The organism is Pseudomonas hydrolytica (assembly GCF_021495345.1).
Classification (GTDB): Bacteria; Pseudomonadota; Gammaproteobacteria; order Pseudomonadales; family Pseudomonadaceae; genus Aquipseudomonas; species Aquipseudomonas hydrolytica.
Map to the genome: position 1 here is coordinate 2,718,088 of NZ_CP099397.1, position 22,016 is coordinate 2,740,103.

Annotated in this window: 22 protein-coding genes; 9 read left to right on the forward strand and 13 right to left on the reverse strand. The window is 64.0% G+C overall.

Translation table 11 applies throughout. From position 1 onward, the window contains the following. Position 1: 1 nt before the first annotated feature. From L1F06_RS12560 to L1F06_RS12575, 4 genes are read right to left on the reverse strand one after another with little or no spacing between them, the layout of a single operon-like run. Entirely contained in the window at positions 2 to 802 is an 801-nt protein-coding gene (locus L1F06_RS12560) for a carbohydrate ABC transporter permease (protein ID WP_003239933.1), read from the reverse strand. A gap of 8 nt (positions 803 to 810) precedes the next feature. Beyond that, complete coding sequence (locus L1F06_RS12565; protein ID WP_003239931.1) at positions 811 to 1,674, reverse strand: carbohydrate ABC transporter permease; 864 nt, start codon at positions 1,672 to 1,674, stop codon at positions 811 to 813. Continuing rightward, the gene (locus L1F06_RS12570) at positions 1,671 to 2,768 is read right to left on the reverse strand and encodes an ABC transporter ATP-binding protein (RefSeq protein ID WP_129482398.1); all 1,098 of its coding nucleotides are present in this window, start codon (positions 2,766 to 2,768) and stop codon (positions 1,671 to 1,673) included. Before L1F06_RS12570 ends, L1F06_RS12565 begins: the two co-directional genes overlap by 4 nt. After that, positions 2,768 to 3,862 (reverse strand): ABC transporter ATP-binding protein, encoded by a 1,095-nt coding sequence (locus tag L1F06_RS12575; protein WP_003239928.1) that lies wholly within the window; start codon positions 3,860 to 3,862, stop codon positions 2,768 to 2,770. The genes L1F06_RS12570 and L1F06_RS12575 overlap by 1 nt, the downstream gene beginning before the upstream one ends. A gap of 259 nt (positions 3,863 to 4,121) precedes the next feature. On the opposite strand from L1F06_RS12575, the gene L1F06_RS12580 reads away from it, so the two are divergent. Further along, complete coding sequence (locus tag L1F06_RS12580) at positions 4,122 to 5,957, forward strand: sigma-54-dependent Fis family transcriptional regulator (RefSeq protein ID WP_129482397.1); 1,836 nt, start codon at positions 4,122 to 4,124, stop codon at positions 5,955 to 5,957. On the opposite strand, the gene L1F06_RS12585 is transcribed toward L1F06_RS12580, so the two are convergent. Further along, entirely contained in the window at positions 5,947 to 6,843 is an 897-nt protein-coding gene (locus L1F06_RS12585) for a DMT family transporter (RefSeq protein ID WP_129482396.1), read from the reverse strand. The genes L1F06_RS12580 and L1F06_RS12585 overlap by 11 nt on opposite strands. Before the next feature lie 134 nt (positions 6,844 to 6,977). Here L1F06_RS12585 and L1F06_RS12590 point away from each other — a divergent pair, with 134 nt between their 5' ends. The 3 genes from L1F06_RS12590 to dusA all read left to right on the forward strand — a co-directional run bounded on the left by L1F06_RS12590 (position 6,978) and on the right by dusA (position 9,804). Then, the gene (locus L1F06_RS12590) at positions 6,978 to 7,415 is read left to right on the forward strand and encodes an Lrp/AsnC family transcriptional regulator (protein WP_012018475.1); all 438 of its coding nucleotides are present in this window, start codon (positions 6,978 to 6,980) and stop codon (positions 7,413 to 7,415) included. Positions 7,416 to 7,427: 12 nt separating this feature from the next. Further along, on the forward strand, positions 7,428 to 8,579 hold the full coding sequence (gene ampC / locus L1F06_RS12595) for a class C beta-lactamase (RefSeq protein WP_129482395.1): 1,152 nt from the start codon (positions 7,428 to 7,430) through the stop codon (positions 8,577 to 8,579). Positions 8,580 to 8,808: 229 nt separating this feature from the next. Beyond that, positions 8,809 to 9,804, forward strand: a complete 996-nt coding sequence (dusA, locus tag L1F06_RS12600; RefSeq protein WP_129482394.1) for a tRNA dihydrouridine(20/20a) synthase DusA — start codon at positions 8,809 to 8,811, stop codon at positions 9,802 to 9,804. On the opposite strand, the gene L1F06_RS12605 is transcribed toward dusA, so the two are convergent. Further along, on the reverse strand, positions 9,774 to 10,103 hold the full coding sequence (locus L1F06_RS12605) for a transcriptional repressor (protein ID WP_129482393.1): 330 nt from the start codon (positions 10,101 to 10,103) through the stop codon (positions 9,774 to 9,776). The genes dusA and L1F06_RS12605 overlap by 31 nt on opposite strands. Positions 10,104 to 10,299: 196 nt before the next feature. Between L1F06_RS12605 and tal the strand changes: the two genes are divergently transcribed. Beyond that, on the forward strand, positions 10,300 to 11,226 hold the full coding sequence (gene tal, locus L1F06_RS12610; RefSeq protein ID WP_129482392.1) for a transaldolase: 927 nt from the start codon (positions 10,300 to 10,302) through the stop codon (positions 11,224 to 11,226). A 138-nt stretch (positions 11,227 to 11,364) separates the two neighbouring features. Here tal and rssC read toward each other — a convergent pair whose 3' ends face one another. Continuing rightward, positions 11,365 to 11,847, reverse strand: coding sequence for an anti-sigma factor antagonist RssC (gene rssC, locus L1F06_RS12615; RefSeq protein WP_003239915.1), 483 nt, complete (start codon positions 11,845 to 11,847; stop codon positions 11,365 to 11,367). Between the two features lie 8 nt (positions 11,848 to 11,855). After that, positions 11,856 to 13,040 (reverse strand): two-component system response regulator RssB, encoded by a 1,185-nt coding sequence (gene rssB, locus L1F06_RS12620; protein ID WP_003239913.1) that lies wholly within the window; start codon positions 13,038 to 13,040, stop codon positions 11,856 to 11,858. 213 nt (positions 13,041 to 13,253) lie between these two features. Between rssB and L1F06_RS12625 the strand changes: the two genes are divergently transcribed. Continuing rightward, positions 13,254 to 13,553 (forward strand): PilZ domain-containing protein, encoded by a 300-nt coding sequence (locus L1F06_RS12625; protein WP_003239912.1) that lies wholly within the window; start codon positions 13,254 to 13,256, stop codon positions 13,551 to 13,553. 55 nt (positions 13,554 to 13,608) lie between these two features. Here L1F06_RS12625 and L1F06_RS12630 read toward each other — a convergent pair whose 3' ends face one another. Beyond that, positions 13,609 to 14,313 (reverse strand): MlaA family lipoprotein, encoded by a 705-nt coding sequence (locus tag L1F06_RS12630; protein WP_003239909.1) that lies wholly within the window; start codon positions 14,311 to 14,313, stop codon positions 13,609 to 13,611. A 106-nt stretch (positions 14,314 to 14,419) separates the two neighbouring features. On the opposite strand from L1F06_RS12630, the gene L1F06_RS12635 reads away from it, so the two are divergent. From L1F06_RS12635 to L1F06_RS12645, 3 genes are all read left to right on the forward strand, one after another. Continuing rightward, positions 14,420 to 14,830 carry an acyl-CoA thioesterase gene (locus L1F06_RS12635; protein ID WP_129482391.1) on the forward strand — a complete coding sequence of 137 codons (411 nt, stop codon included), beginning with the start codon at positions 14,420 to 14,422 and terminating at the stop codon, positions 14,828 to 14,830. A gap of 62 nt (positions 14,831 to 14,892) precedes the next feature. Beyond that, positions 14,893 to 15,612, forward strand: coding sequence for an HAD superfamily inactivated hydrolase PcrP (pcrP, locus tag L1F06_RS12640; protein ID WP_129482390.1), 720 nt, complete (start codon positions 14,893 to 14,895; stop codon positions 15,610 to 15,612). A gap of 118 nt (positions 15,613 to 15,730) precedes the next feature. Continuing rightward, positions 15,731 to 15,997: a DUF4404 family protein gene (locus L1F06_RS12645; RefSeq protein ID WP_003239904.1), complete on the forward strand. Its 267-nt coding sequence runs from the start codon at positions 15,731 to 15,733 to the stop codon at positions 15,995 to 15,997. A gap of 55 nt (positions 15,998 to 16,052) precedes the next feature. Here the strand turns inward: L1F06_RS12645 and queF are convergent, their stop codons facing one another. From queF to L1F06_RS12665, 4 genes are all read right to left on the reverse strand, one after another. Continuing rightward, positions 16,053 to 16,883, reverse strand: coding sequence for an NADPH-dependent 7-cyano-7-deazaguanine reductase QueF (gene queF, locus L1F06_RS12650; protein WP_129482389.1), 831 nt, complete (start codon positions 16,881 to 16,883; stop codon positions 16,053 to 16,055). A gap of 172 nt (positions 16,884 to 17,055) precedes the next feature. Continuing rightward, positions 17,056 to 20,124 carry an efflux RND transporter permease subunit gene (locus L1F06_RS12655; RefSeq protein WP_003239900.1) on the reverse strand — a complete coding sequence of 1,023 codons (3,069 nt, stop codon included), beginning with the start codon at positions 20,122 to 20,124 and terminating at the stop codon, positions 17,056 to 17,058. Then, entirely contained in the window at positions 20,121 to 21,143 is a 1,023-nt protein-coding gene (locus L1F06_RS12660) for an efflux RND transporter periplasmic adaptor subunit (protein WP_003239898.1), read from the reverse strand. Before L1F06_RS12660 ends, L1F06_RS12655 begins: the two co-directional genes overlap by 4 nt. Before the next feature lie 91 nt (positions 21,144 to 21,234). Beyond that, positions 21,235 to 22,014: an ABC transporter permease gene (locus tag L1F06_RS12665; protein ID WP_041773067.1), complete on the reverse strand. Its 780-nt coding sequence runs from the start codon at positions 22,012 to 22,014 to the stop codon at positions 21,235 to 21,237. Positions 22,015 to 22,016 lie beyond the last annotated feature (2 nt).

Sequence of the window (22,016 nt, forward strand, 5' to 3'; positions counted from 1 at the left end):
CTTACACGCGACCGAGGGCGAAGCCCTTGGCCACATGGTTGCGAACGAACCAGATCACCAGCATCCCCGGGATGATGGTCAGCACCCCGGCAGCGGCCAGCACGCCCCAGTCGATGCCCGAGGCGGACACGGTACGGGTCATCACTGCGGCGATGGGCTTGGCGTCCACCGAGGTCAGGGTGCGCGCCAGCAGCAGCTCGACCCAGGAAAACATGAAGCAGAAGAAGGCCGTGACGCCGATGCCGGAGCGGATCAGCGGGATGAATATCTTCACGAAGAATTTCGGGAAGCTGTAACCGTCGATATAGGCCGTCTCGTCGATTTCCTTCGGCACGCTGGACATGAAGCCCTCGAGAATCCACACCGCCAGCGGCACGTTGAACAGGCAGTGCGCCAGCGCCACGGCGATATGGGTGTCGAACAGGCCGATGGACGAATAGAGCTGGAAGAACGGCAGCAGGAACACAGCCGGCGGCGCCATGCGGTTGGTCAGCAGCCAGAAGAACAGGTGCTTGTCGCCGAGAAAACGATAGCGCGAGAAGGCATAGGCCGCCGGCAACGCCACGCTGAGCGAGATCAGGGTGTTGAGGCTGACGTAATACAGCGAATTGAGGTAGCCCTCGTACCAGCTGCGGTCGGTGAAGATCACCCGGTAGTTGTCCAGGGTGAAGTTCTGCGGCCACAGGCTGAGCCCCCCGAGAATCTCGGTGTTGCTCTTGAACGACATGTTCAGCAGCCAGTAGATCGGCACCAGCAGAAACAGGAAGTAGATCAGCAGTGCCAGACGTTTGCGCAGCATCATGGTCGGCCTCAGCGGGTTTTGTCGTCGTGGGTCATGGCGGTGTAGAACAGCCAGGACACCAGCAGGATGATCAGGAAGTACACCAGCGAGAACGCCGCGGCCGGGCCCAGATCGAACTGGCCGATGGCCATTTGCGTCAGGGTCTGGCTGAGGAAGGTGGTGGCGTTGCCCGGCCCGCCGCCGGTGAGCACGAACGGCTCGGTGTAGATCATGAAACTGTCCATGAAGCGCAGCATCACCGCGATCAGCAGCACGCTTTTCAGCTTGGGCAGCTGGATATGGCGGAACACCGCCCAGTTCGACGCACGGTCGATGCGCGCCGCCTGGTAATAGACGTCGGGAATGGCGCGCAGCCCGGAATAGCACAGCAGCGCCACCAGCGAGGTCCAGTGCCAGACGTCCATGATCAGCACCGTCACCCAGGCGTCCATGGTGTTGGAGGCGTAGTTGTAGCTGATGCCCAGCTTGTTCAGCGTCCAGCCCATCAGGCCGATGTCGGCGCGGCCGAAGATCTGCCAGATGGTGCCGACCACGTTCCACGGGATCAGCAGCGGAATGGCCATCAGGATCAGGCACAGCGACGCCCAGCGCCCGCGTGTCGGCATGCACAGGGCGATGGCGATGCCTAACGGAATCTCGATCAGCAGCACGCAGGCGGAGAAGATGAACTGACGCAGCAGCGAGTCGTGCAGACGCGGGTCCTGCAGCACCTGCTTGTACCAGTCGACGCCGACGAAGTAGCGCGTGGAGGGGTCGAAGATGTCCTGCACCGAGTAGTTGACCACCGTCATCATCGGCACGATGGCGCTGAACGCCACCAGCAGGAACACCGGCAGCACCAGCCACCAGGCCTTGTTGTTCTGCACCTTCATGGCGCCACCTCCACCAGGTAGTCGTCGGCATAGAGCATCAGCCACTGCGCCGGGAAGCTCAGGTAGACCTGCTCGCGCGGCACCGGCTGATCTTCCTGCAGGCGCGCCTTGAGCACCTGACCGTCGAGGTCGAAGGTGAGGATCTTGTAGGTGCCGAGGTCCTCGACATGCAGCACGCGGGCGCACAGCGCGTCTTCATAGGCGCCGTCCCAGATGTGCACGAACTCGGGACGAATGCCCGCCTGCAGGCGCTTGCCGTCCAGTTCGGCGAGGCGCTGGTTGAGCGCGTCGGACAGCGGCAGGACCGTGCCGGCGAACCGCACCCCGCCCTCGCAGCGCTGCACCTCGATCAGGTTCATGCCGGGGCTGCCAATGAAGTAGCCGACGAAGGTGTGCCCGGGGCGCTCGAACAGCTCGCGCGGCGTGCCGAACTGGACGATCTGCCCGCCGTACATCACCGCGATCTTGTCGGCGAAGGTGGAAGCCTCCAGCTGATCGTGGGTGACGTAGACCATGGTGATATTGAACTGCTCGTGAATCTGCTTGAGCTTGCGCCGCAGCTTCCACTTCAGATGCGGGTCGATCACCGTCAGCGGCTCATCGAAGAGAATCGCCGACACATCGTCGCGCACCAGGCCACGGCCCATGGAGACCTTCTGCTTCTCGTCGGCGGTGAGGTTGCGCGCCTTCTTGTGCAGCAGCGGATGCAGCTCCAGCACCTCGGCGATCTCGTGCACCTTGCTCATCACCCGCGCTTCGTCCATGCCCTGGTTGCGCAGTGGGAAGGCCAGGTTGTCGAACACCGTCATGGTGTCGTAGACCACCGGGAACTGGAAAACCTGGGCGATATTGCGCTGCTGCGGCGACAGCGTGTTGACCGCCTTGCCGTCGAACTGCACCTCGCCCTGCGACGGGCTGAGCAGACCGGAGATGATGTTGAGCAACGTCGACTTGCCGCAGCCCGAAGGTCCCAGCAGCGCATAGGCGCCGCCCTGCTGCCAGACGTGGTTCATCTCGCGAATCGCGTAGTCTTCCGGCGCTTTCGGCGTGCCGCTGTAGCTGTGCGCCAGGTTATGCAGACGAATCTCGGCCATCAGGCAGCCCTCCCCTGACGGCGACTGGGCGCCTGCACCAATTGCCCATCGGCAGCGAAGACGAACAGCTTGTGGGTAGGGATGTAGATCAGGATCGGCGTATCCACCGCGTACTCGTGCACGCCCGGCAGGTGCAGCACCAGCACAAACTGCTCGTTGCGCACGTGGAGGAAGGTTTCCGAGCCGCTGATCTCGGCCAGCTCGACGGTCACAGCCAGTTCCAGATCATCGTCGTTGGACGGCACCAGGCCGATATGGCTGGGGCGCACGCCAAAGCGGTACTCGCCCTCGGCAATGCCACGCAGATCGGGGTTGAGCGGAAAGTGCACGCAATCGGCGAAGCTCACCTCGGTGCCACTGATGCGCCCCGGCATCAGGTTGATCGCAGGTTCCGAGAACAGCTCGGCGGCCAGCACCTGCTGCGGGCGGTGGTAGACCTCGGCGGTCTTGCCGCTCTGCACCACCCGCCCTTCGTGGAGGATGGTGGTGGTGCCACCGAGGGCCAGCGCCTCGTTGGGCTCGGTGGTGGCGTAGATGGCGATGGTGTGGCGCGCCTGGAACAGCTCGCGCATTTCCTGACGCAGCTCCTCGCGCAGCTTGTAGTCGAGGTTGACCAGGGGCTCGTCGAAGAGGATCAGGGACGCGTCCTTGACCAGCGCTCGGGCCATGGCCGTGCGCTGCTGCTGGCCGCCTGACAGCTCCAGCGGGTAGCGCGACAGCAGCTTGTCGATGCGCAGCATGCGCGCGGTGGCCTCGACCTTCTCGACGATCAGCTCCTTGGCCACACCAGCCTGACGCAGCGGCGAGGCGATGTTCTCGAACACCGTCAGGGTCGGGTAATTGATGAACTGCTGATAGACCATCGACACATTGCGCTGACGCACCGGCACGCCGGTGACATCGGCGCCGTTCATCAGCACGCGGCCGCTGCTGGGCCGGTCCAGCCCGGCCATCAGGCGCATCAGGCTGGTCTTGCCGGCCAGAGTGCGGCCGAGCAGAACGTTGAAGGACCCGGGTTCGAAACTCAGGCAGGCATCGTCGATATGCACCTGGCCATCGACGATACGGGTGACGTGTTCGAGCTTGAGCGACATGGCCTGTCCTTTTTCTTGTCGTGCCATTCGGTTTCGAACACCTACAGCGACAAGCGTGCCAGACCGCCGGAAATCGGAATATCCAACTGATATTCAAGAGAAAAAGCGCGAGATCGGGTTGCCTGGCGATGTTCGACTGAACACTTTTGAACAGTCAGATGTGAACAACTGAACAATTCGTTCGTTGACATTGAACAGTCATGAACGAGACTGGACCAATCGCGACACAGATCGCGAACCGACAAGAAGAGATCGCACCATGACAGAAGCTGCCCGTGCCCCGGCACACGACACCATCATCCAGGAGTCCTGGTCGCGTTGTCGTGACTACGGCCTGACCCACCAGAGCACGCCGCGCTTCGACCCGCCGGCCCCCGGCGAACTCTCGGCCCTGCTGGAAAGCCGCCAGGCGCTGGTGCAGACCACCCATCAGGAAGTGCTGCCCTACTACGGCACCATCCTCGCCAACTCCAACTGCCTGATCATGCTCGCCGACGAGCAGGGTCGGCTGCTGCAATCCTGGGGCGACCAGCGTTTCATCGAGCCGCGCCAGGCCGCCGGCTTCGTCGCCGGGGCCAGCTGGCTGGAGCGCTACACCGGCACCAACGCCATCGGCACCGCGCTCAGTTGCGGCCAGGCCGTGCATATCCAGCACGACGAGCACTTCCTCAAGGCCAACCGTTTCATGACCGGTTCAGCCTCGCCGATCTTCGACGAGCAAAGGCGCATGATCGCCGTGCTCGACGTGTCCAGCGACAGCTACCTGCCGCCGGCGCACACCCTCGGCATGGTCAAGATGATGAGCCAGTCGGTGGAGAATCGCCTGATCCTCAAGCTGTTCGCCGACCAGTATCACCTGCTCAGCTTCAACACCAGCCTGGACAACCTCGACAGCCCCTGGGCCGGCCTGGTGGTGTTCGACGAACGCGGCCATGTGGTCTCGGCCAACCGCCGCGCCGACAACCTGCTTGGCCAGTCGCTGACCTACGGCACCATCGAGCAGTTGTTCGACGTGCCACTGCAGCAACTGCTCAACCAGCCGGACGGCCAGCCGTTTAGCCTGCGCACCAGCGGCCATTTTCGCTTTCACGCGCGGGTGCGCCGCCCTGCCCGGCCGGCGCCGATACAGGCCCGCGATTTCCGTCCGCAGGGCCCTGCGCCCGTACCCGAGGAGCCGCCGCTGCGTGCGCTGAGCCTGGGTGACGCGCGGATGGACAAGGCCATCCGCCTGGCCGAGCGGTTGCTGGAAAAGGACATCCCAATCCTGGTGCAGGGTGAAACCGGCGCCGGCAAGGAGGTCTTCGTCAAGGCTCTGCACCGCGCCAGTTCGCGCGCCGATCAGCCCTTCATCGCGGTCAACTGCGCCGCCATTCCGGCAGAGCTGGTGGAGTCGGAGCTGTTCGGCTACGAAAAAGGCGCCTTTACCGGCGCCAGCCAGAAGGGCCATATCGGGCTGATCCGCAAGGCGCACAAGGGCACGCTGTTTCTCGACGAGATCGGCGACATGCCGCTGCGGGTGCAGGCGCGTCTGCTGCGCGTGCTACAGGAGCGCTGCGTGCAGCCACTGGGCAGCAGCGAGCTGCATCCGGTGGACGTACGCCTGGTCTCCGCCACCAACCGTCCACTGCGCCAGGACGTCGACAGCGGCCAGTTCCGCGCCGACCTCTACTACCGAATCAGCGGCCTGAACCTGGAGCTGCCACCGCTGCGCGAGCGCAGCGACAAGCAGGCGCTGTTCCAGCGGCTATGGGAGCAACATCGCGAACCCAGGCAGTGGGCGGGGCTCAGCCGCGAGGTCGTGGAGCTGTTCGAGCGCCACCCCTGGCCGGGCAATCTGCGCCAGCTAAGCAGCGTGCTGCGCGTGGCCCTGGTGATGGCCGATGAGCAACCTATCCGTGCCGAACACCTGCCGGACGATTTCTTTCTCGACCTGCCAACGGACGCCCCTGAGCAAGCCCCGGCCGAGATCGACGCCTGCGACCTGGCCAGCCAGTACCAGGCCTGCGGCGGCAACATTTCCTACCTGGCCCGCCACCTCGGCCTGAGCCGTAATACGCTGTACAAGCGTCTGCGCGAACAGGGCGTCAGGCCCTGACGGTAGGCCGCGCCCGCAGGCCAAAGCGCCAGCCCTGCTGCATGCCCGCCGCGGCCAGCAGGATGGCCGCCACGCCGAGCCATTGCAGCGGGCTGAGCCAGTGATCGAAGGCCAGCCAGTCGACGAAGATCGCCGCCACCGGGTAGATGAACGACAGTGCGCCGGTCAGCGCCGTCGGCAGTTTCTGGATGGCGCCGTAGAGCAGCATGTACATCAGCCCGGTATGCACCACGCCCAGGGTCATCAGGCTGGCCCAGGCCGCCTCGCCCTGCGGCAGCTGATGCCCAGCCAGGGGCGCCAGCATCAGCACACCGGTCAGCAGTTGAATCAGCGCGATCAGATGCGGCGGCGTAGCGCTGAGACGTTTGACGATCAACGCCGCGACCGCATAGAGCAGCGCCGCCCCCAGCGCCAGGGCGATGCCCAGTAAATAGTTGCCGCCAGCCACCGCACCACGACCATGGGCACCGACGATGGCCAGCATGCCGATGAAGGCCAGCGCCAGCCAACCGAGCTTGAGCCAGGTGATGCGCTCGCCGAGAAACAGCGCCGCCAGCCCCACCAGCATGAACGGCTGGACGTTGTACACCACGGTACTGACGGCGATGGATGCCTGCGCGTAGGAGGCGAACAGCAGCAGCCAGTTGCCGACAATGGCCACACCGCTGAGCACCGCCAGCAGCAATACCCGTCGCCCCAGCAGCTCGGCGCGCAGCAGGCCGAGCACGGCGCAGACCAGCAACAATGCGGCGCCGCCGATCAGGCAGCGCCAGAACACCACGTCCACCACCGCCTGGCCGGAGGCCAGCACGAACCAGCCGATGGTGCCGGAAATCAGCATCGCGGCGATCATTTCCAGCGAGCCACGCTTGAGCTTGTTGTCCACGGTTCGATCCTCGCTTTGACAGGCCTCCATTATCCGAAGGTGCAACTTTCCTCTCCATGGCGAATCTGAGGCAAAATCTGCCTCATGCCTTTTTTACAACGGCAGATTCCGGCTTTTGCCTAACGAGGCCTGCAATGACCGATGAAATCGACCAGACCCTGATCGCGGCCCTGATGGAAGACTCGCGGCGCTCCCTGAAGGCCCTCGCGCAGATCAGTGGCCTGTCCTCACCCAGCGTGGCCGAGCGCCTGCGCCGCCTGGAAGAACGCGGCGTACTCAAGGGCTACCGAGTGGAAATCGATCCAAGCCACTTCGGCTATCAGCTGCAGGCCATCGTTCGCGTGCGCCCGCTGCCCGGCAAGCTGCACGAGGTGGAACGGCTGATCCAGGCCACCCCCGAGTTCACCGAATGCGACAAGGTCACAGGCGAGGACTGCTTCATCGCTCGCCTGCACGTGCGCTCGATGGAGCAACTGGACGAGGTGCTCGACCGCATCAACGGCCATGCCGAAACCAACACCGCCATCGTCAAGAAGACCTCGGTGCCCCGCCGCCTGCCCCCGATGAACTGACAAGGAACGATCATGCACCCATCCCTTCGCCCTCTGCTCCTCGCGCTCGGCCTTTGCCTGGGCAGCCAATCGGCCTTCGCCGAGCTGCGCCAGGCAGTCGATGCCGCTGTGGAACCGATGATGCAGACCTATGCCATCCCCGGCATGGCCATCGCCATCAGCCACAAGGGCCAGCAGCATTTCTTCGAGTACGGCGTCGCCTCACGTGAAAGCGGCCAGGCCGTGGATCGCCACACCCTGTTCGAACTGGGCTCGATCAGCAAACTCTTCACCGCCACCCTCGGCGCCTACGCCGAAGCGCGCGGTACGCTGAACCTCAGCGACAACGCCAGCCAGTACCTGCCGGCGCTACAGGGCAGCGCGTTCGATCACATCAGTCTGCTGGACCTGGCCACCTACACCCCTGGCGGCCTGCCACTGCAGTTTCCGGATGCAGTCGGCAACGAACGCCAGATGCTCGATTACTACCGCAACTGGCAGGCGGTCTACCCGCCCGGCACGCAACGACTGTATTCCAACCCCAGTATCGGCCTGTTCGGTCACCTGGCCGCCGCCAGCCTGGCCAAGCCGTTCCAGGAACTGATGGAGCAGGACCTGCTGCCGCAACTGGGCATGCAGGAAAGCTACGTGCAGATACCGGCCGAGCAGATGACGCGCTATGCCTGGGGCTACCGCGACGACAAGGCCGTGCGGGTCAGCCCCGGCGCGCTGGATGCCGAAGCCTACGGCTTGAAATCCACTGCCGCGGACATGCTGCGCTTCATCGACGCCAACCTGCACCCGGACAAGCTGCCCGCACCGCTGCACCAGGCCGTCAGCTCCACCCATCGCGGTTACTATCAGGTCGGCGACATGACGCAGGGCCTGGGCTGGGAGCGCTATGCCTACCCCATCAACCTGGCGAAGCTGCAAGCGGGCAACTCCGCCGAGATGGCCCTGCAACCCCAGGCGGTGGAGCGTTTCAGCGCACCCACGCCGGCCGAAGGTGACCTGCTGCTGAACAAGACCGGCTCTACCAACGGCTTCGGCGCCTACATCCTGCTGCTGCCGGCACGCGATACCGGCCTGGTGATACTCGCCAACCGCAACTACCCCAATGCCGAGCGCATACGCCTGGCGTTGCAGTTGCTCGAGGCGCTTGGCTTACCGGCGCCTCAGGAATAGAGGCTGGAGTCGGCGTTGGCTGCGACCGACTGCCTCCGACGTGAGCGACAAACGGTCGCCAGCCGATAGCCGCCTGAGCCCGCTGCTGACCGGGCTCGATGTGAAGAGCCGGGATTTTCACTGACCCCAGACCAGCCGGCATTCTTGATAGACTATCGGCCCTTTTTGTCGCCAACGCCTACAGACCAGCCTGTCGGTGCTCGGGACAACGCCACTCAGCCGAACGTCTATGCAACCAGAGAACACCACCCGCCCCGCCCTGTCCCGCCGCTTTTCCGTGGCGCCGATGATGGATTGGACTGATCGCCACTGCCGCTTCTTCCTGCGTCAGCTGTCGCGTCACGCCCTGCTCTATACCGAGATGGTCACCACCGGCGCGCTGATCCATGGCGACCGCGAACGTTTTCTGCGTTACAGCGAATGCGAGCATCCCATCGCCCTGCAGTTGGGCGGTAGCAACCCGCAGGATCTGGCCGCCTGCGCGAAGATGGCCGAGCAGCATGGCTACGACGAGGTAAACCTGAACGTCGGCTGCCCCAGTGATCGAGTACAGAACAACATGATCGGCGCCTGCCTGATGGGGCATCCGGCGCTGGTGGCCGACTGCGTGAAAGCCATGCGGGACGCGGTGAGCATTCCGGTAACGGTCAAGCACCGCATCGGCATCAATGGCCGCGACAGCTATTCCGAGCTATGCGATTTCGTCGGCCAGGTGCGGGACGCCGGCTGCCGCAGCTTCACCGTGCATGCCCGTATCGCCATCCTCGAGGGGCTGTCGCCGAAGGAAAATCGCGAGATTCCGCCGCTGCGCTACGATGTGGCCGCCCAGCTCAAGCGTGACTTCCCGGATCTGGAAATCATCCTCAACGGCGGCATCAAGACGCTGGAAGAATGCGAGCAGCATCTACAGACCTTCGATGGTGTGATGCTCGGCCGCGAGGCCTACCACAACCCTTATCTGCTGGCGCAAGTGGACAACCGCCTGTTCGGCGCGGCGGCACCCAGCATCAGTCGCATGGACGCCCTGCTCGCACTCAAGCCCTACGTCGAGCAGCACCTACGCGAAGGCGGCACCCTGCATCACGTCAGCCGCCATGTGCTCGGCCTGGCTCAGGGCTTTCCCGGCGCCCGGCGCTTTCGTCAGCTGCTGTCGGTAGACATCCACAAGGTGCAGGATCCGCTGGGGCTGCTGGATCAGGCCGCCGAATTGCTCCGCGGGCACTGATCCGGCGCCGTCAGGCGGTAACGGCTGCGCCCGGTGGCCTGCACCATGCCGTGTTCCTCCATACGGCGCAGCACCTGCCGCACGCTGACCAGTGACAGCGGCTCGCCCGCCTCGCTCAGCTGCCGATGCAAGTCGCGGCTGGAGATTCCCTGCTCGTCGTCGGCGCCATACAGCGCCTCCACCACCTTGAGTCTCGGCATGCTGAAACGCAGCCCTGCGGCCTGCAGCCATTCGCGGCACTGACGGGTATCCGGAGCCGCGCGGCATAGTGAACGAGAGCGCTGAGTTTGGGTCGACATATTCGGGCTCCTTGGCTGCTCATCTGAAGTCGGACTCCACCGACCTCGGCGCGTTTCACCGCACCTTCATATGTTAAGACGAACGAGCAGGCCAAAAGCGCGCCCCCAAAAGGTAAAAAATTGTCAGTGACTCGACCGTTGAGCGCCCGCAGCGCCTCGGGTAAGGTCATGCCATCTGCAACGACAAGGCCTCGTCATGACCTCCAAGCTGGAACAACTCAAGCAGTTCACCACCGTGGTCGCCGATACCGGTGATCTCGACGCCATCGCCCGGCTCAAGCCGGTGGATGCCACCACCAATCCCTCCCTGCTGCTCAAGGCCGCATCGCTGCCGGGCTACGCCGATCTTCTGAAACAGGCCGTCAGCGCCGGCAAGGGTGATCCGGGTCTGGCCTGCGACCACTTCGCCGTTGCCGTTGGCCAGGAGATTCTCAAGGTCATTCCCGGGCGCATTTCCACCGAGGTGGATGCCCGCCTGTCGTTCGATACCGGCGCCACCCTGCTGCGCGCCGAGCGTCTGGTCGGCCTCTATGAGCAGGCCGGCATCGGCCGCGAACGGGTGCTGATCAAGATCGCCTCGACCTGGGAAGGCATTCGCGCTGCCGAGCAGCTGGAAAAATCCGGCGTGCAGACCAACCTCACCCTGCTTTTCTCCTTCGCCCAGGCGCAAGCGTGCGCCGATGCCGGCGTATTCCTCATCTCGCCTTTCGTCGGCCGCATCTACGACTGGTACAAGAAAACCGAGAGCCGTGACTTTGTCGGCAGCGAAGATCCGGGCGTGCAGTCGGTCAGCCGTATCTACGACTACTACAAGGCCAACGGTTACGACACCGTGGTGATGGGAGCGAGCTTCCGCAACCTCGGCCAGATCGAAGCGCTGGCCGGCTGCGATCGCCTGACCATCAGCCCTGAACTGCTGCAGAAGCTGGCCGAGGATGAGGGCGAACTGAGCCGCAAGCTTGCTCCGGGCGGCGCTGGCGAAGCTCGTCAGACGCTGGACGAAAGCGCCTTCCGTTGGGCGTTGAACGAAGATGCGATGGCCACCGAGAAACTGGCCGAGGGCATCCGCCTGTTCGCCCGTGACCAGGAAAAGCTCGAGGCACTGCTGGCCGCCAAGGCCTGAACAAAAAAAGGGGGCGCCAGCCAAGCTGACGCCCCTTTCGAATACTACGAGATCAATACGTAGGGTGCGCCGTGCGCACCTGAGGCTTTCTTTGAATCAGTCGGTGCGCACAGCGCACCCGACGGAAAACCAGGGAGGTCAGTGCCGCTCGAGCGCACTGACCAGATCATGGAAGGCCTCGCGGTTGGAGTCGTTCAACCCCATCAGGATACGGTGCGCTTCCAGCACCTTGGCCTTGACCACTTCCTCGTTCTGATCCTGCGATGGCAGGTCGTCCAGTGCTTCCGGGCAGGGAATCGGACGATCGACGATATTGAACACCTGATCGAAACCCATCGACTGCAGCAGGCGGGTGATATCGTCGTGCGTGGTCACCACGGTCGGCAACAGGCCCACCTTCTGCCGCGAAAGAATGGACAGTTTGGCCAGCAGACCCAGGGTGGTGCTGTCGATGCTGCGGGTTTCGGTCAGGTCGATGACGATGGCCGAAAAATTCAACGCGGTGAAAATCTTCTCAATCGTGGCATCCAGCGCCGAACACAGCGTCAGACGGACTTCGCCGACGAATTTCAGGACGAATGTGCCATCCTGCTCGGCGAATTGGATGCGACCGGGGCTCATCCCAGGGTTCATGCAAGGTTCCTGCTCAACACCAGCAAGGCAATATCATCCGGCATCTCACCCAGATTGGCCAGACCGAGAACTTGACGCAAACCGTCAAGCGTACCGCCAGCCTGGCTAACCAGTTGTGGCAACGCCAATTCCTTCTCCTTCAGCGTCTCGCCTGGCAGCAGGTCGAGAATGCCGTCGGAAAGCAAGGTGAGGCTGAATGATTCGGGCAGCTTCATGACCTGATCGCCATACTCGGCCTCTGCGAACAGGCCGACCGGCAGGCCGCGCCCTTCCAGATACCGCGCCTCGCCATTCTCGAACAGTACCGGCAGCGGCAAATGGCCGCCGATGCTGTAGGTGAGCTGGCCGCTCTGTTCGTCGATCACCCCGCCCAGCATGGTCACATGCTTGCCGAGCTTGCAGTTGATCAACCCGCGATTGATGTGGCCGAGCACATCGGAGGGCTTGAACTCGGGTAGCGAACCGCCCCGCCGCCACTCGTAGAGCAGGCGCGTGGTCATGAACTTGAGCAGCACGGTGACGAAGGCCGAAGAAGCGCCGTGCCCGGAAACGTCCGCCAGGTAGAAGCCGATGCGTCGCTCGTCGATGCGGAAGTAGTCGACGAAATCACCGGACAGGTACAAGGAGGGGATGATCTTGTGCGCGAAGGTCAGGCCATCGACCTGCCAGGGCGTCACCGGCAGCATGTTCATCTGCACCTGGCGACCGGCGTTCTGGTCTTCCTGCAGCAGGTGCAGGCTGGCCTGCAGCTCGCGGTTGGCAGCCTCAAGCTTCTCGCGGTAGCGCTGGTTCTCCATGCGCAGGCGCGAGCGATCCAGTGCCCGACGCACCGAGTGCTCGAGCACCGCCAGGTCTTCCAGCGGCTTGATCAGGTAATCGGCAGCGCCCAGACGCAGGGCTTCGACGGCATCGTTCATGACGCCTGCGCCCGAGACCACAATCACCGGGACTTCGACACCCAGGGCGTTGATACGACGGATCAGCTCGAGGCCATCGACCTGCGGCATGCGCAGGTCACAGATCATCAGGTCGGGGCTTTCCTGCTGGAACACTTCCAGCCCCTGCAAACCGTTGTTGGCCTGCAATACCTTGAAGCCGCTGTCCTCGAGATAGGCTGCGAGGCTGGCACGCACGACATCGTCGTCGTCGATGATCAGCAGAGTGGCACTGGTTTTGTGCATGGGGTATCCAGGCAAACTGCGCCAGGGCAATTAGGGTGACTGCCCGTAGCGCGGCGCCGCATCAATGGCGCCAGGGCGATTTCAAGGGGCAGACGGTACTCCCATCTGGCGAGCGATTCAAGCCGGCACCGGTCGTCGTCCGGCGGCTTTACAGGGTAAATCGGCGGGAGTTATAAGAACCGCGGGAGAGCTCATAAGAAGAGGACAGGGTCCATGAGTCAGAGTGATCGAGCGTACAGCGAGAAACGCGACTACATCCGCATGCGACTGGAAGCGCCAGTCACCCTGCATCATGCTGGCCGGGAAATTCCGGCCCTGTGCCTGGATCTCTCCAGCACCGGCATGCAAATCGAGGCCGAAGTCATGCTGAAGATGGGCGACAAGGTCAAGGTGCACATCCCTTCCGAACACAGCGAACTGGCCGGCCTCGACGCCCAGGCCGAAGTGGTGCGAATCGGCGATCTGGGTGACGGACGCCAATCGCTGGGCCTGGCCATCATCTCGATGAGCTGAAACGCATGCTTACGAAAAAGGCGGCTTTAAGCCGCCTTTTTCATGCCTGCCGAACTCAGAAATCGTCTTCGACGTCACCGTCTTTGACCTTGAACTCGCGGTTCTGCAGGTAGGCGTTGCGGATGAAGATGTACTTGTCGCCGCTGATCAGGCGTTCGGCCGACAACAGGCTGGCGCGGGTATCCACCACCTCGACGCCACGGGTGACGTTGCGGGTCGGCACGTGGTCGATGTACGGATAAGGCGTCACGAAGCTGTCCGGCACCCTGCCGGCGGCGTCGCGCACGGTGCTCGGACCGAGGAACGGGATCACCAGATAGGGCCCGCTGTTCAGGCCCCAGACGCCCAGGGTCTGGCCAAAATCCTCGTCGCTCTTCTGCAGGCCCATATGCTTGGCCACGTCGAAGAAGCCCAGCAGGCCGAAGGTGGTGTTGAAGATCAGGCGACCGGTATCGACACCGGCATCGTGCAGCTTGCCCTGCAGCAGGTTGTTGGTCAGGTTGCCGACGTCGCCGATATTGCCGAAGACGTTGTGCACGCCGTCTTCGAGAAACTGCGGCGTGACCTTTTGATAGCCCTGCGCAATCGGTTTCAGCGCGTAGGTATCGAGTGTATCGTTGAAGCGAAACATCGCGCGGTTGAAGCCCTCCCAGGGGTCTTCTTCCGAAGCGGCCTGGCTCATGGCCGGCAGCAGACTGAGGCCGACCAGCGCCATCAGGCTCCCCAGGCGCACGATCCAGCGAGCACCGATAACATGCATTGCAGTCTCTCCTTGAGAAAAGTGGTGTGGCCACCCGCCAGCGGCCGTGAAGGCCGCGCAGTATAAAGCCTGGAGCCCTGATTGGGCAGCATAGCGAACAATTGTGATGACCGATAAGACACTGCTGAATACCGCCCGGATACCCGTGCGCTGGGGCGACATGGACAGCTACGGGCACGTCAACAACATCATCTACATGCAATACCTGGAAGAGGCGCGGGTCGCCTGGTTCGAGCGCGTCGGCATTGCGATGAGCGGCGCACCTCAAGGCCCGGTAGTGCTGCAGACCCAGCACACCTACCTCAAACCCGTGGTGCACCCGGCTACGGTGGTGGTCGAGCTGCATGCCGGCGCCCTGGGGCGCAGCAGCCTGGTGGTCGAACACCGCCTGACCACGCTGGACGATCCCGACACGGTTTACGGCGAAGGTTACTGCAAGCTGGTCTGGATCGACCATCGAAGCGGCCGATCCGTTGCCCTGCCGGAGCATCTGCGCGCCCTGCTCAGCGTCACCTGACGGTCATCTTCCGGTCATCCGCTGGCGCTAGATTGGACTAGGCCACCGCCACGGATGACCCCATGCCTAACGCCTCCCCTACCGCCATTCTTTTCGAGCTGTCCGGCTGCCTGGTCGACTTCGGCGCCCGCACCTTGCCGGTCGCACTGCAGCGGCTGCATCCCCAATGCACTCGCACCGATACCCTGGGCAGCCCGCAGCAGGCTCTCGCGGGCTGGCTGGGCCAAGCGCCGACGCCGACGCAACAGCAGGCCTTGCAGCAGATGCTGAGCGAAGTAGCCGACGAACACGCGGAGCTCACGCCCGGCGCAGAACAGCTGCTGCACAGGCTGCACGCCGACGCCATTCCCTGCGCCTGGCTCGACAGCCTGCCGGCAGACGCCAGCCTGCGTTTGGCCGAGGCACTGCCGGTACCGGTCACGGCTGTCCTGGCGCGCCAGGCCAGGCCCTGGCCCGCGCCTGACGCCTGCTGGCAGGCCCTGAGCCAACTGGGTGTGGAGCGTCTCGACGGCTGCGTGTTGGTCAGCGGCAACCCGCACCTTCTGCAGGCCGGCCTCAATGCCGGCTGCTGGACCATCGGCCTGGCCGCCTGCGGCCCCCTGTGCGGCCTCGCGCCGGCTGACTGGCAGGCGCTGACGACGAACGAGCAGGAGCGTCTGCGCGCCGAGGCCACGCTGCAGCTCTATCGCCTGGGGACGCACTCGGTGGTCGATCATCTGGGTGAGATCCAGGCCAGCCTCGAGGATATCGGCATGCGCCGGCTCAAGGGCGAAAAGCCCTGAACGGATTGACCCTGGTCAGGCAAAGCCGGCGTGCTTGAATTACCCTTGTTGTACGGGCAGAAACCTTCGGCCACCGACAACGGTCAATGCCTATGCCGATTCGACAAGGGAGAACCCTATGCCAGCCAATGACCTGCAGCAGCAACTGGAAGCTCTTCATGAGCAACTCGCTCATGGCACGCCGCTCAGCGAAGAAGAACGGGCATCGCTTTACCTGCTGATTCAGGAAATCGAAGTACAACTGGCGCGCCAGGCCGCGGCCGCTCCCGATGCCACCCTGATGGACGGCGTCAACCTGGCGGTGGAACGTTTCGAAGCCAGCCACCCCACCCTCGCCGGCACCCTGCGCAACATCATGCAGAGCCTGGCCAATATGGGCATCTGACCCGTCGGAAAGCCTACAGCCGCCACCCCTTTCGGGCTGGCGGCTTTTTCATGGCTTACTGGCGCACCAGCCGGGCGTTGTCTACGCGTAACGCCTCGGTACTGCGATACGGATTGATATCCAGCCCGCCACGGCGCACGTAACGCGCATAGACGGTCAGGGACTGCGGCTGCAGCAGGCGCTGCAGATCGAGGAAGATGCGCTCCACGCACTGCTCATGAAAGTCGGCGTGCTGGCGGAAGCTCACCAGATAAGCCAGCAGGCTGGCGTGATCCAGCGCCGCGCCCCGGTACTGCACGACCAGGCTGCCCCAGTCCGGCTGACCGGTGACCGGGCAGTTGGATTTCAGCAGGTGGCTGTGCAGGCTCTCCTCCACCACGCGGCTCGCATTGCAGCGCAAGAGCTCCGGCTGCGGATGGGCGTACTGACTGACGCTGATCTCCAGTTCGTCGATGCACTGGCCCGGCAGCGTCGCCACGCCCTCGCCCGCCACCTCGGCCAAGGAACGCAGGCGCACCGCCACCGGCTTGCCGGCCACCGCCGACAGATCGCGCACCAGGGTTGCCTGCAATTCGTCCCAGCTGGCGAACACTGTCTGATTCAGCGAGTTGAGATAGAGCTTGAAGGACTTGGACTCGATGATGTTCGGCGAATCGGCAGGAATGGCGAATTCGCCGATGGCCACCACCGGCTTGCCGGACGGCAGCAGCCAGGACAGCTCGTAGCAGTTCCAGTAGTCCACGCCCTGATATGGCAGGTTGTCGCCGTCGAGGCCCAGCTCCGCCCACTTGCTGGTACGCGAGATGGGAAACAGCAGCTCGGGGCTGTACTCGGCGATGTACTGGCTGGACTTGCCCAGCGGGGAATGTTCGGCGGGGTGCTGCATGGGGCGGGATCCGGGTTGGCGAAAAACCGGGCGAGTTTACCGGGTTGACCGCCCAGCCGCACCCACAGCGAGCTCCAGGTTTGCTCGGTGCGCACGGCGCACCCTACGTCAACCCGAGGGCGCCCTGGTAAACGTAGGGTGCGCCGTGCGCACCAGAATGCTCCTGACAGGCTCATGCCGCGGCGGGCTCTTCCTCGATCATCCGCAGCGGCGCCCAGCGCCGCAGCAGCAGGTACAGCGTCGGGATCACGTAAAGGGTGAAGAAGGTGCCCACCAGCAGGCCGCCGACGATCACCAGGCCGATCTGCTGGCGACTTTCGGCGCCGGCCCCAGTGGCGATGGCCAGCGGCAGCGAACCCAGAACCATGGCGCCTGTGGTCATCAGGATCGGCCGCAGGCGCTGCACCGAAGCCTCGATCACCGCACCGCGCAGCTCCCTGCCTTCACGCAGCAGGTGATTGGCGAATTCGACGATGAGGATGCCGTGCTTGGTGATCAGACCGATCAGGGTCACCAGGCCGATCTGCGAATAGATGTTCAGCGTGCCGCCGAACAGGGTCAGGGCGAGCAAGGCGCCGGCCATCGACAATGGCACGCTGAACAGGATGATCAGCGGATCGCTGAAGCTCTCGAACTGCGCGGCCAACACCAGGAAGATGAACGCCAGGGCCAGGGCGAAAATCAATGCGATACCCGAACTGGACTCCTTGAAGTCGCGCGACGTGCCGGTGTAGTCGTACTGGGTTTCCGGCGGGAATACCGCTCGCGCGCCGGCCTCGAGGTAGTCCAGCGCCTCGCCCAGGGTGTAGCCGGCGCCGACGTTGGCGCTGATGGTCACCGCACGCAGCTGGTTGAAGTGGTTGAGCTCGCGCGGCGCCACGGTCTCGCGCACCGAAATCAGGTTGGACAGTTGCACCATGCCGCCTTCGCGGTCGCGCACGTACACGCGGTCCAGGTCCTGCGGGTTGCTGCGGTCGATGTTCTGCAGCTGCACCAGTACGTCGTACTGCTCGCCATTCTGCTTGAAGCGGGTCACCTGGCGGCTGCCGAACAGACTTTCCAGGCTGCGGCCGATCACCGACACGTCGGTGCCCACGGCTGCGGCCTGCTCGCGGTTGACGTTGATCTGCAGCTGCGGCGAGTTGAGCTTGAGGTCGCTGTCCAACCCCTCCAGGCCCGGATAGTCGCGCATGCGCTCCATCAGCTGATCGACGTAACCCTGCAGCTCGGCGTATTCCATGGACGAGCGGATGACGAAGTTGATCGGCTGGTTGCGCGCGCTCTGCCCCAGCGGCGGGCGGTTGACCGGGGTGACTCGCATGCCGGCGATGTCCTGCAACTTGGGCAACAGTTCGTTGCGGATCTCGAACTGGCTGCGCGCACGGTCGCCCCAGTCCTCCAGCTTCATGAAGGAAATGCCCTGGGCCACGGTCGGGAAGCCCGCGACGATCAGGTAGCGGTTGGTTTCCGGGATGCTGGCGTAGGCCGCCTCCACCTCGCGGGCATAGCGCGCGGTGTAGTCGATGGTGGCGCCGTCTGGGCCATTGAACACCCCGACTATGGTGCCGGTGTCTTCGGTGGGCGCCAGCTCCGAGCGCAGGCCGCTGAACAGCCAGGCGCACAGCACGAAGGCCGCCAGCAGCACGCCGAGCACCAGCGGCCAGGCACGCAGAGCGCGATCCAGACTGTGCTTGTAGCTGTAGGTCAGGCCGTTGAGAAAGCCCTCGATCAGGTTGTACACGCGGCTATGGCGCTGCTCGTGCTGGTGCGGTTTGAGCAACACGGCGCACATCATCGGCGTCAGCGTCAGAGCGACGAAACCGGACACCAGCACCGAGCCGGCCAGCGTCCAGGCGAATTCGGTGAACAGCTTGCCGGTGGTGCCCTGCATGAAGCCGATGGGGGCGAACACGGCGGCCAGGGTCAGGGTCATGGCGATCACCGCGAAGGCGATCTCGCGGCTGCCCTTGAACGCGGCCTGCATCGGCTTCATCCCCGCCTCGATATGGCGGTGGATGTTCTCCAGCATGACGATGGCATCGTCCACCACCAGGCCGATGGCCAGGACCATGGCCAGCAGGGTCAGGGTGTTGATGGTGAAGCCCATCAGCGACATCAGGGCGAAGGCGCCGATCAGTGAGACCGGAATGGTCACCAGCGGGATCAGCGTCGCACGCAGCGAACGCAGAAAGATGAAGATGATCAGGATGACCAGCGCCACCGCCTCCCAGATGGTGGCGAAGACGTTGTCGATGGACTCGCGGATGAACTGCGAGTTGTCGTTGGCCACCGTCATGTTCATGCCTTCGGGCAACAGCGCCTTGACGTCGTCCCAGGCGGCTTCCAGACCATCGGAGATGTCCAGCGGGTTGGCCGTGGCCTGTTTGACCAGGCCCAGGGTCACCGCCGGCAGGCCCTTGAAGCGCACCACGGTGCGCTCGTCGCGCGGGCCGATCTCGGCGCGACCAACGTCGGACAGACGCAGCAGGTAGCCCTGCGAATCATCGAGAATCAGCTCGTTGAACTGCGCGGGCGTGCGCAGATCGGTTTCCGACAGCACGCTGAACTCGCGCTCGCGCGACTCGATGCGCCCGGCCGGGATTTCCACGTTCTGCCGGCGCAGGGCGTCCTCCACGTCCTGCACGGTGAGGTTGTGCGCCGCCAGCTTCTCCGGGTCGAGCCAGATGCGCATGGAAAACGTCCGGGCGCCGCGCACCTGCACTTCGGACACACCGGGGATGGTCTGCAGACGATCCTTGATCACCCGCTCCAGCACGTCGGTGATCTCCATCGCACTGTGCTGCTCGCTGTGAAAGGCGATCCAGATCACCGGCTGGGCGTCGGCCTCGACCTTCTGCACGATGGGTTCGTCCACCTCGTCCGGCAGCAGGTTGCGCACCCGCCCCAGGCGATCGCGCACGTCGTTGGCTGCCTCGTCGGCGCTGCGGCCGAGACGGAACTGCGCGGTGATCTGGGTGTTTTCCGCGCGGCTGATGGAGGTGACGAAGTCCAGCCCCTCGATCCCCGAGAGTACATCTTCTACCGGCTGCGCCACCTGCGATTCCATGATCTCCGGGCTGGCGCCGGGATAGGTGACCTGCACGGTGACGATTGGCACGTCGATATTGGGGTATTCGCGCACGTTAAGGCGGTCATAGGCCATCAGCCCCAGCAACACCACGATCAGCGACAGGACGGTAGCGAAGACCGGCCTGCGAATGCAGACGTCGGAGAGGATCACCGCTGGCGCTCCCCGCTCTTGCTGCGCACCGCCAGCCCTTCACGTACGCGCTGCCAGCCGGCGCTGATCACCGTCTCGTCACCCTGCAAGCCCTCGCGCACCTCTACCAGGCCATCGAAACGCTTGCCCAGGATCACCTCGCGGCGCTCGACCTTGCCGTCCACCAGCAGATTGACCAGCAGCTTGTCGCCCTGCGGCATCACCGCCTCCTCGGGGATCACCAGCGCCTGCGGCCGCTCCTCGAGGATCACCGACACGCGCACGAACTGCCCCGGACGCAGGCGGCGATCGTCGTTGCCGATATGGGCGCGGATGGCCTGGCTGCGCCCGGCCTCATCCAGGCGCGGGTTGAGCGCATAGATCTCGCCACGAAAACGCTCGCCGGGGTAGGTATCGAGGGTGACTTCCACGGTCTGGCCGAGCCGTACCTGGGCCACGGCCTTCTGCGGAATGCGAAAGTCCACCTTGAGCGGGTCGAGCACTTCCAGATTGACGATGTTCTGTCCGGCGCTGAGGTAGTCGCCGACGCTGGCCTGGCGCAGGCCGAGCACGCCGTCGTGGGGCGCCTTGATCTGGGTCTTGTCGAGCCGCGCCTGGGCCAGAGCCAGGCTGGCGCGCGAGGCCTGCAGCTGGCTCTGCGCCTCGTCCAGCGCCTGGGCATTGCTGGCGCCGCGCTGGAACAGCATCTGCGCGCGTTGATGGTTCTTCTCGGCGAGATCGAGATTGGCCCTGGCCTGGGCGAACTCGGCACGGGTAATGGCATCGTCGAGGCTGACCAGCAGATCGCCGGCGGTCACTGCCTGCCCCTCGCGAAAATGCAGGGTGGCCAGGCGCCCTTCCACTTCCGGACGAATCATCACCGACTCGTCGGAGCGCAGCGAACCGAAGGTGATCAGCTCGTCACGCACCTCCATCTGCCGTACCGGCACGACCTCGACCATCGGCCCTTCGGCCGCCGCTGCAGGCAGTGCCCACAAGCCCAGCCACAGCCAAGGAAGCGCACGCAACAGCACGGTCATGATCAGCCCCTTTTTCTTGGTAGAGGCGGAGTCTAACCGGCTGCTGCGTTACTGACAGGAGCGCAAGTTATTTCGCTATGTTTTTTACAGATTACTGACGCATGCCACGGCCGCTGATCAGCAGGCGGATGCACAGGGTGTAGAGCGCGGCCGTGGCCAGCAGCATGAAGCCGATGGCCACACCGATACGGATGTCGGACACGCCGAGAATGCCGTAGCGGAAGGCGTTGACCATGTGCAGGATGGGGTTGCCCATCGACACCGTCTGCCAGAACGGCGGCAGCAGCGTGATGGAGTAGAACACCCCGCCCAGGTAGGTCAGCGGCGTCAGCACGAAGGTGGGGATAATCGAGATATCGTCGAAGTTGCGCGCGAACACCGCGTTGACGAAGCCGCCCAGGGAAAAGATGGTCGCGGTCAGCAGCACAACCAGCACCGTCACGCCCAGGTGATGCACCTGCAGATGGGTGAAGAACAGCGACAGGATGGTGACGATCAGGCCCACCGCCAGCCCGCGCAGCACGCCGCCGACGACGAAACCGATGAGGATGGTATGCGGCGATACCGGCGATACCAGCAGCTCCTCGACGTTGCGCTGGAACTTGCTGCCGAAGAAGCTCGACACCACGTTGCCGTAACTGTTGGTGATCACCGACATCATGATCAGCCCCGGCACGATGTACTCCATGTAGCTGAAGCCGCCCATGTCGCCGATCTGTCGGCCGATCAGGTTGCCGAAGATGACGAAGTACAAAACCATGGTGATCGCCGGCGGCAGCAGGGTCTGCGGCCAGATGCGCAGGAAACGGCGCACCTCGCGGTGAACGATGGTGCGCAGAGCCACCAGATTGGCGGCGAATTCGCTGTTCAGGT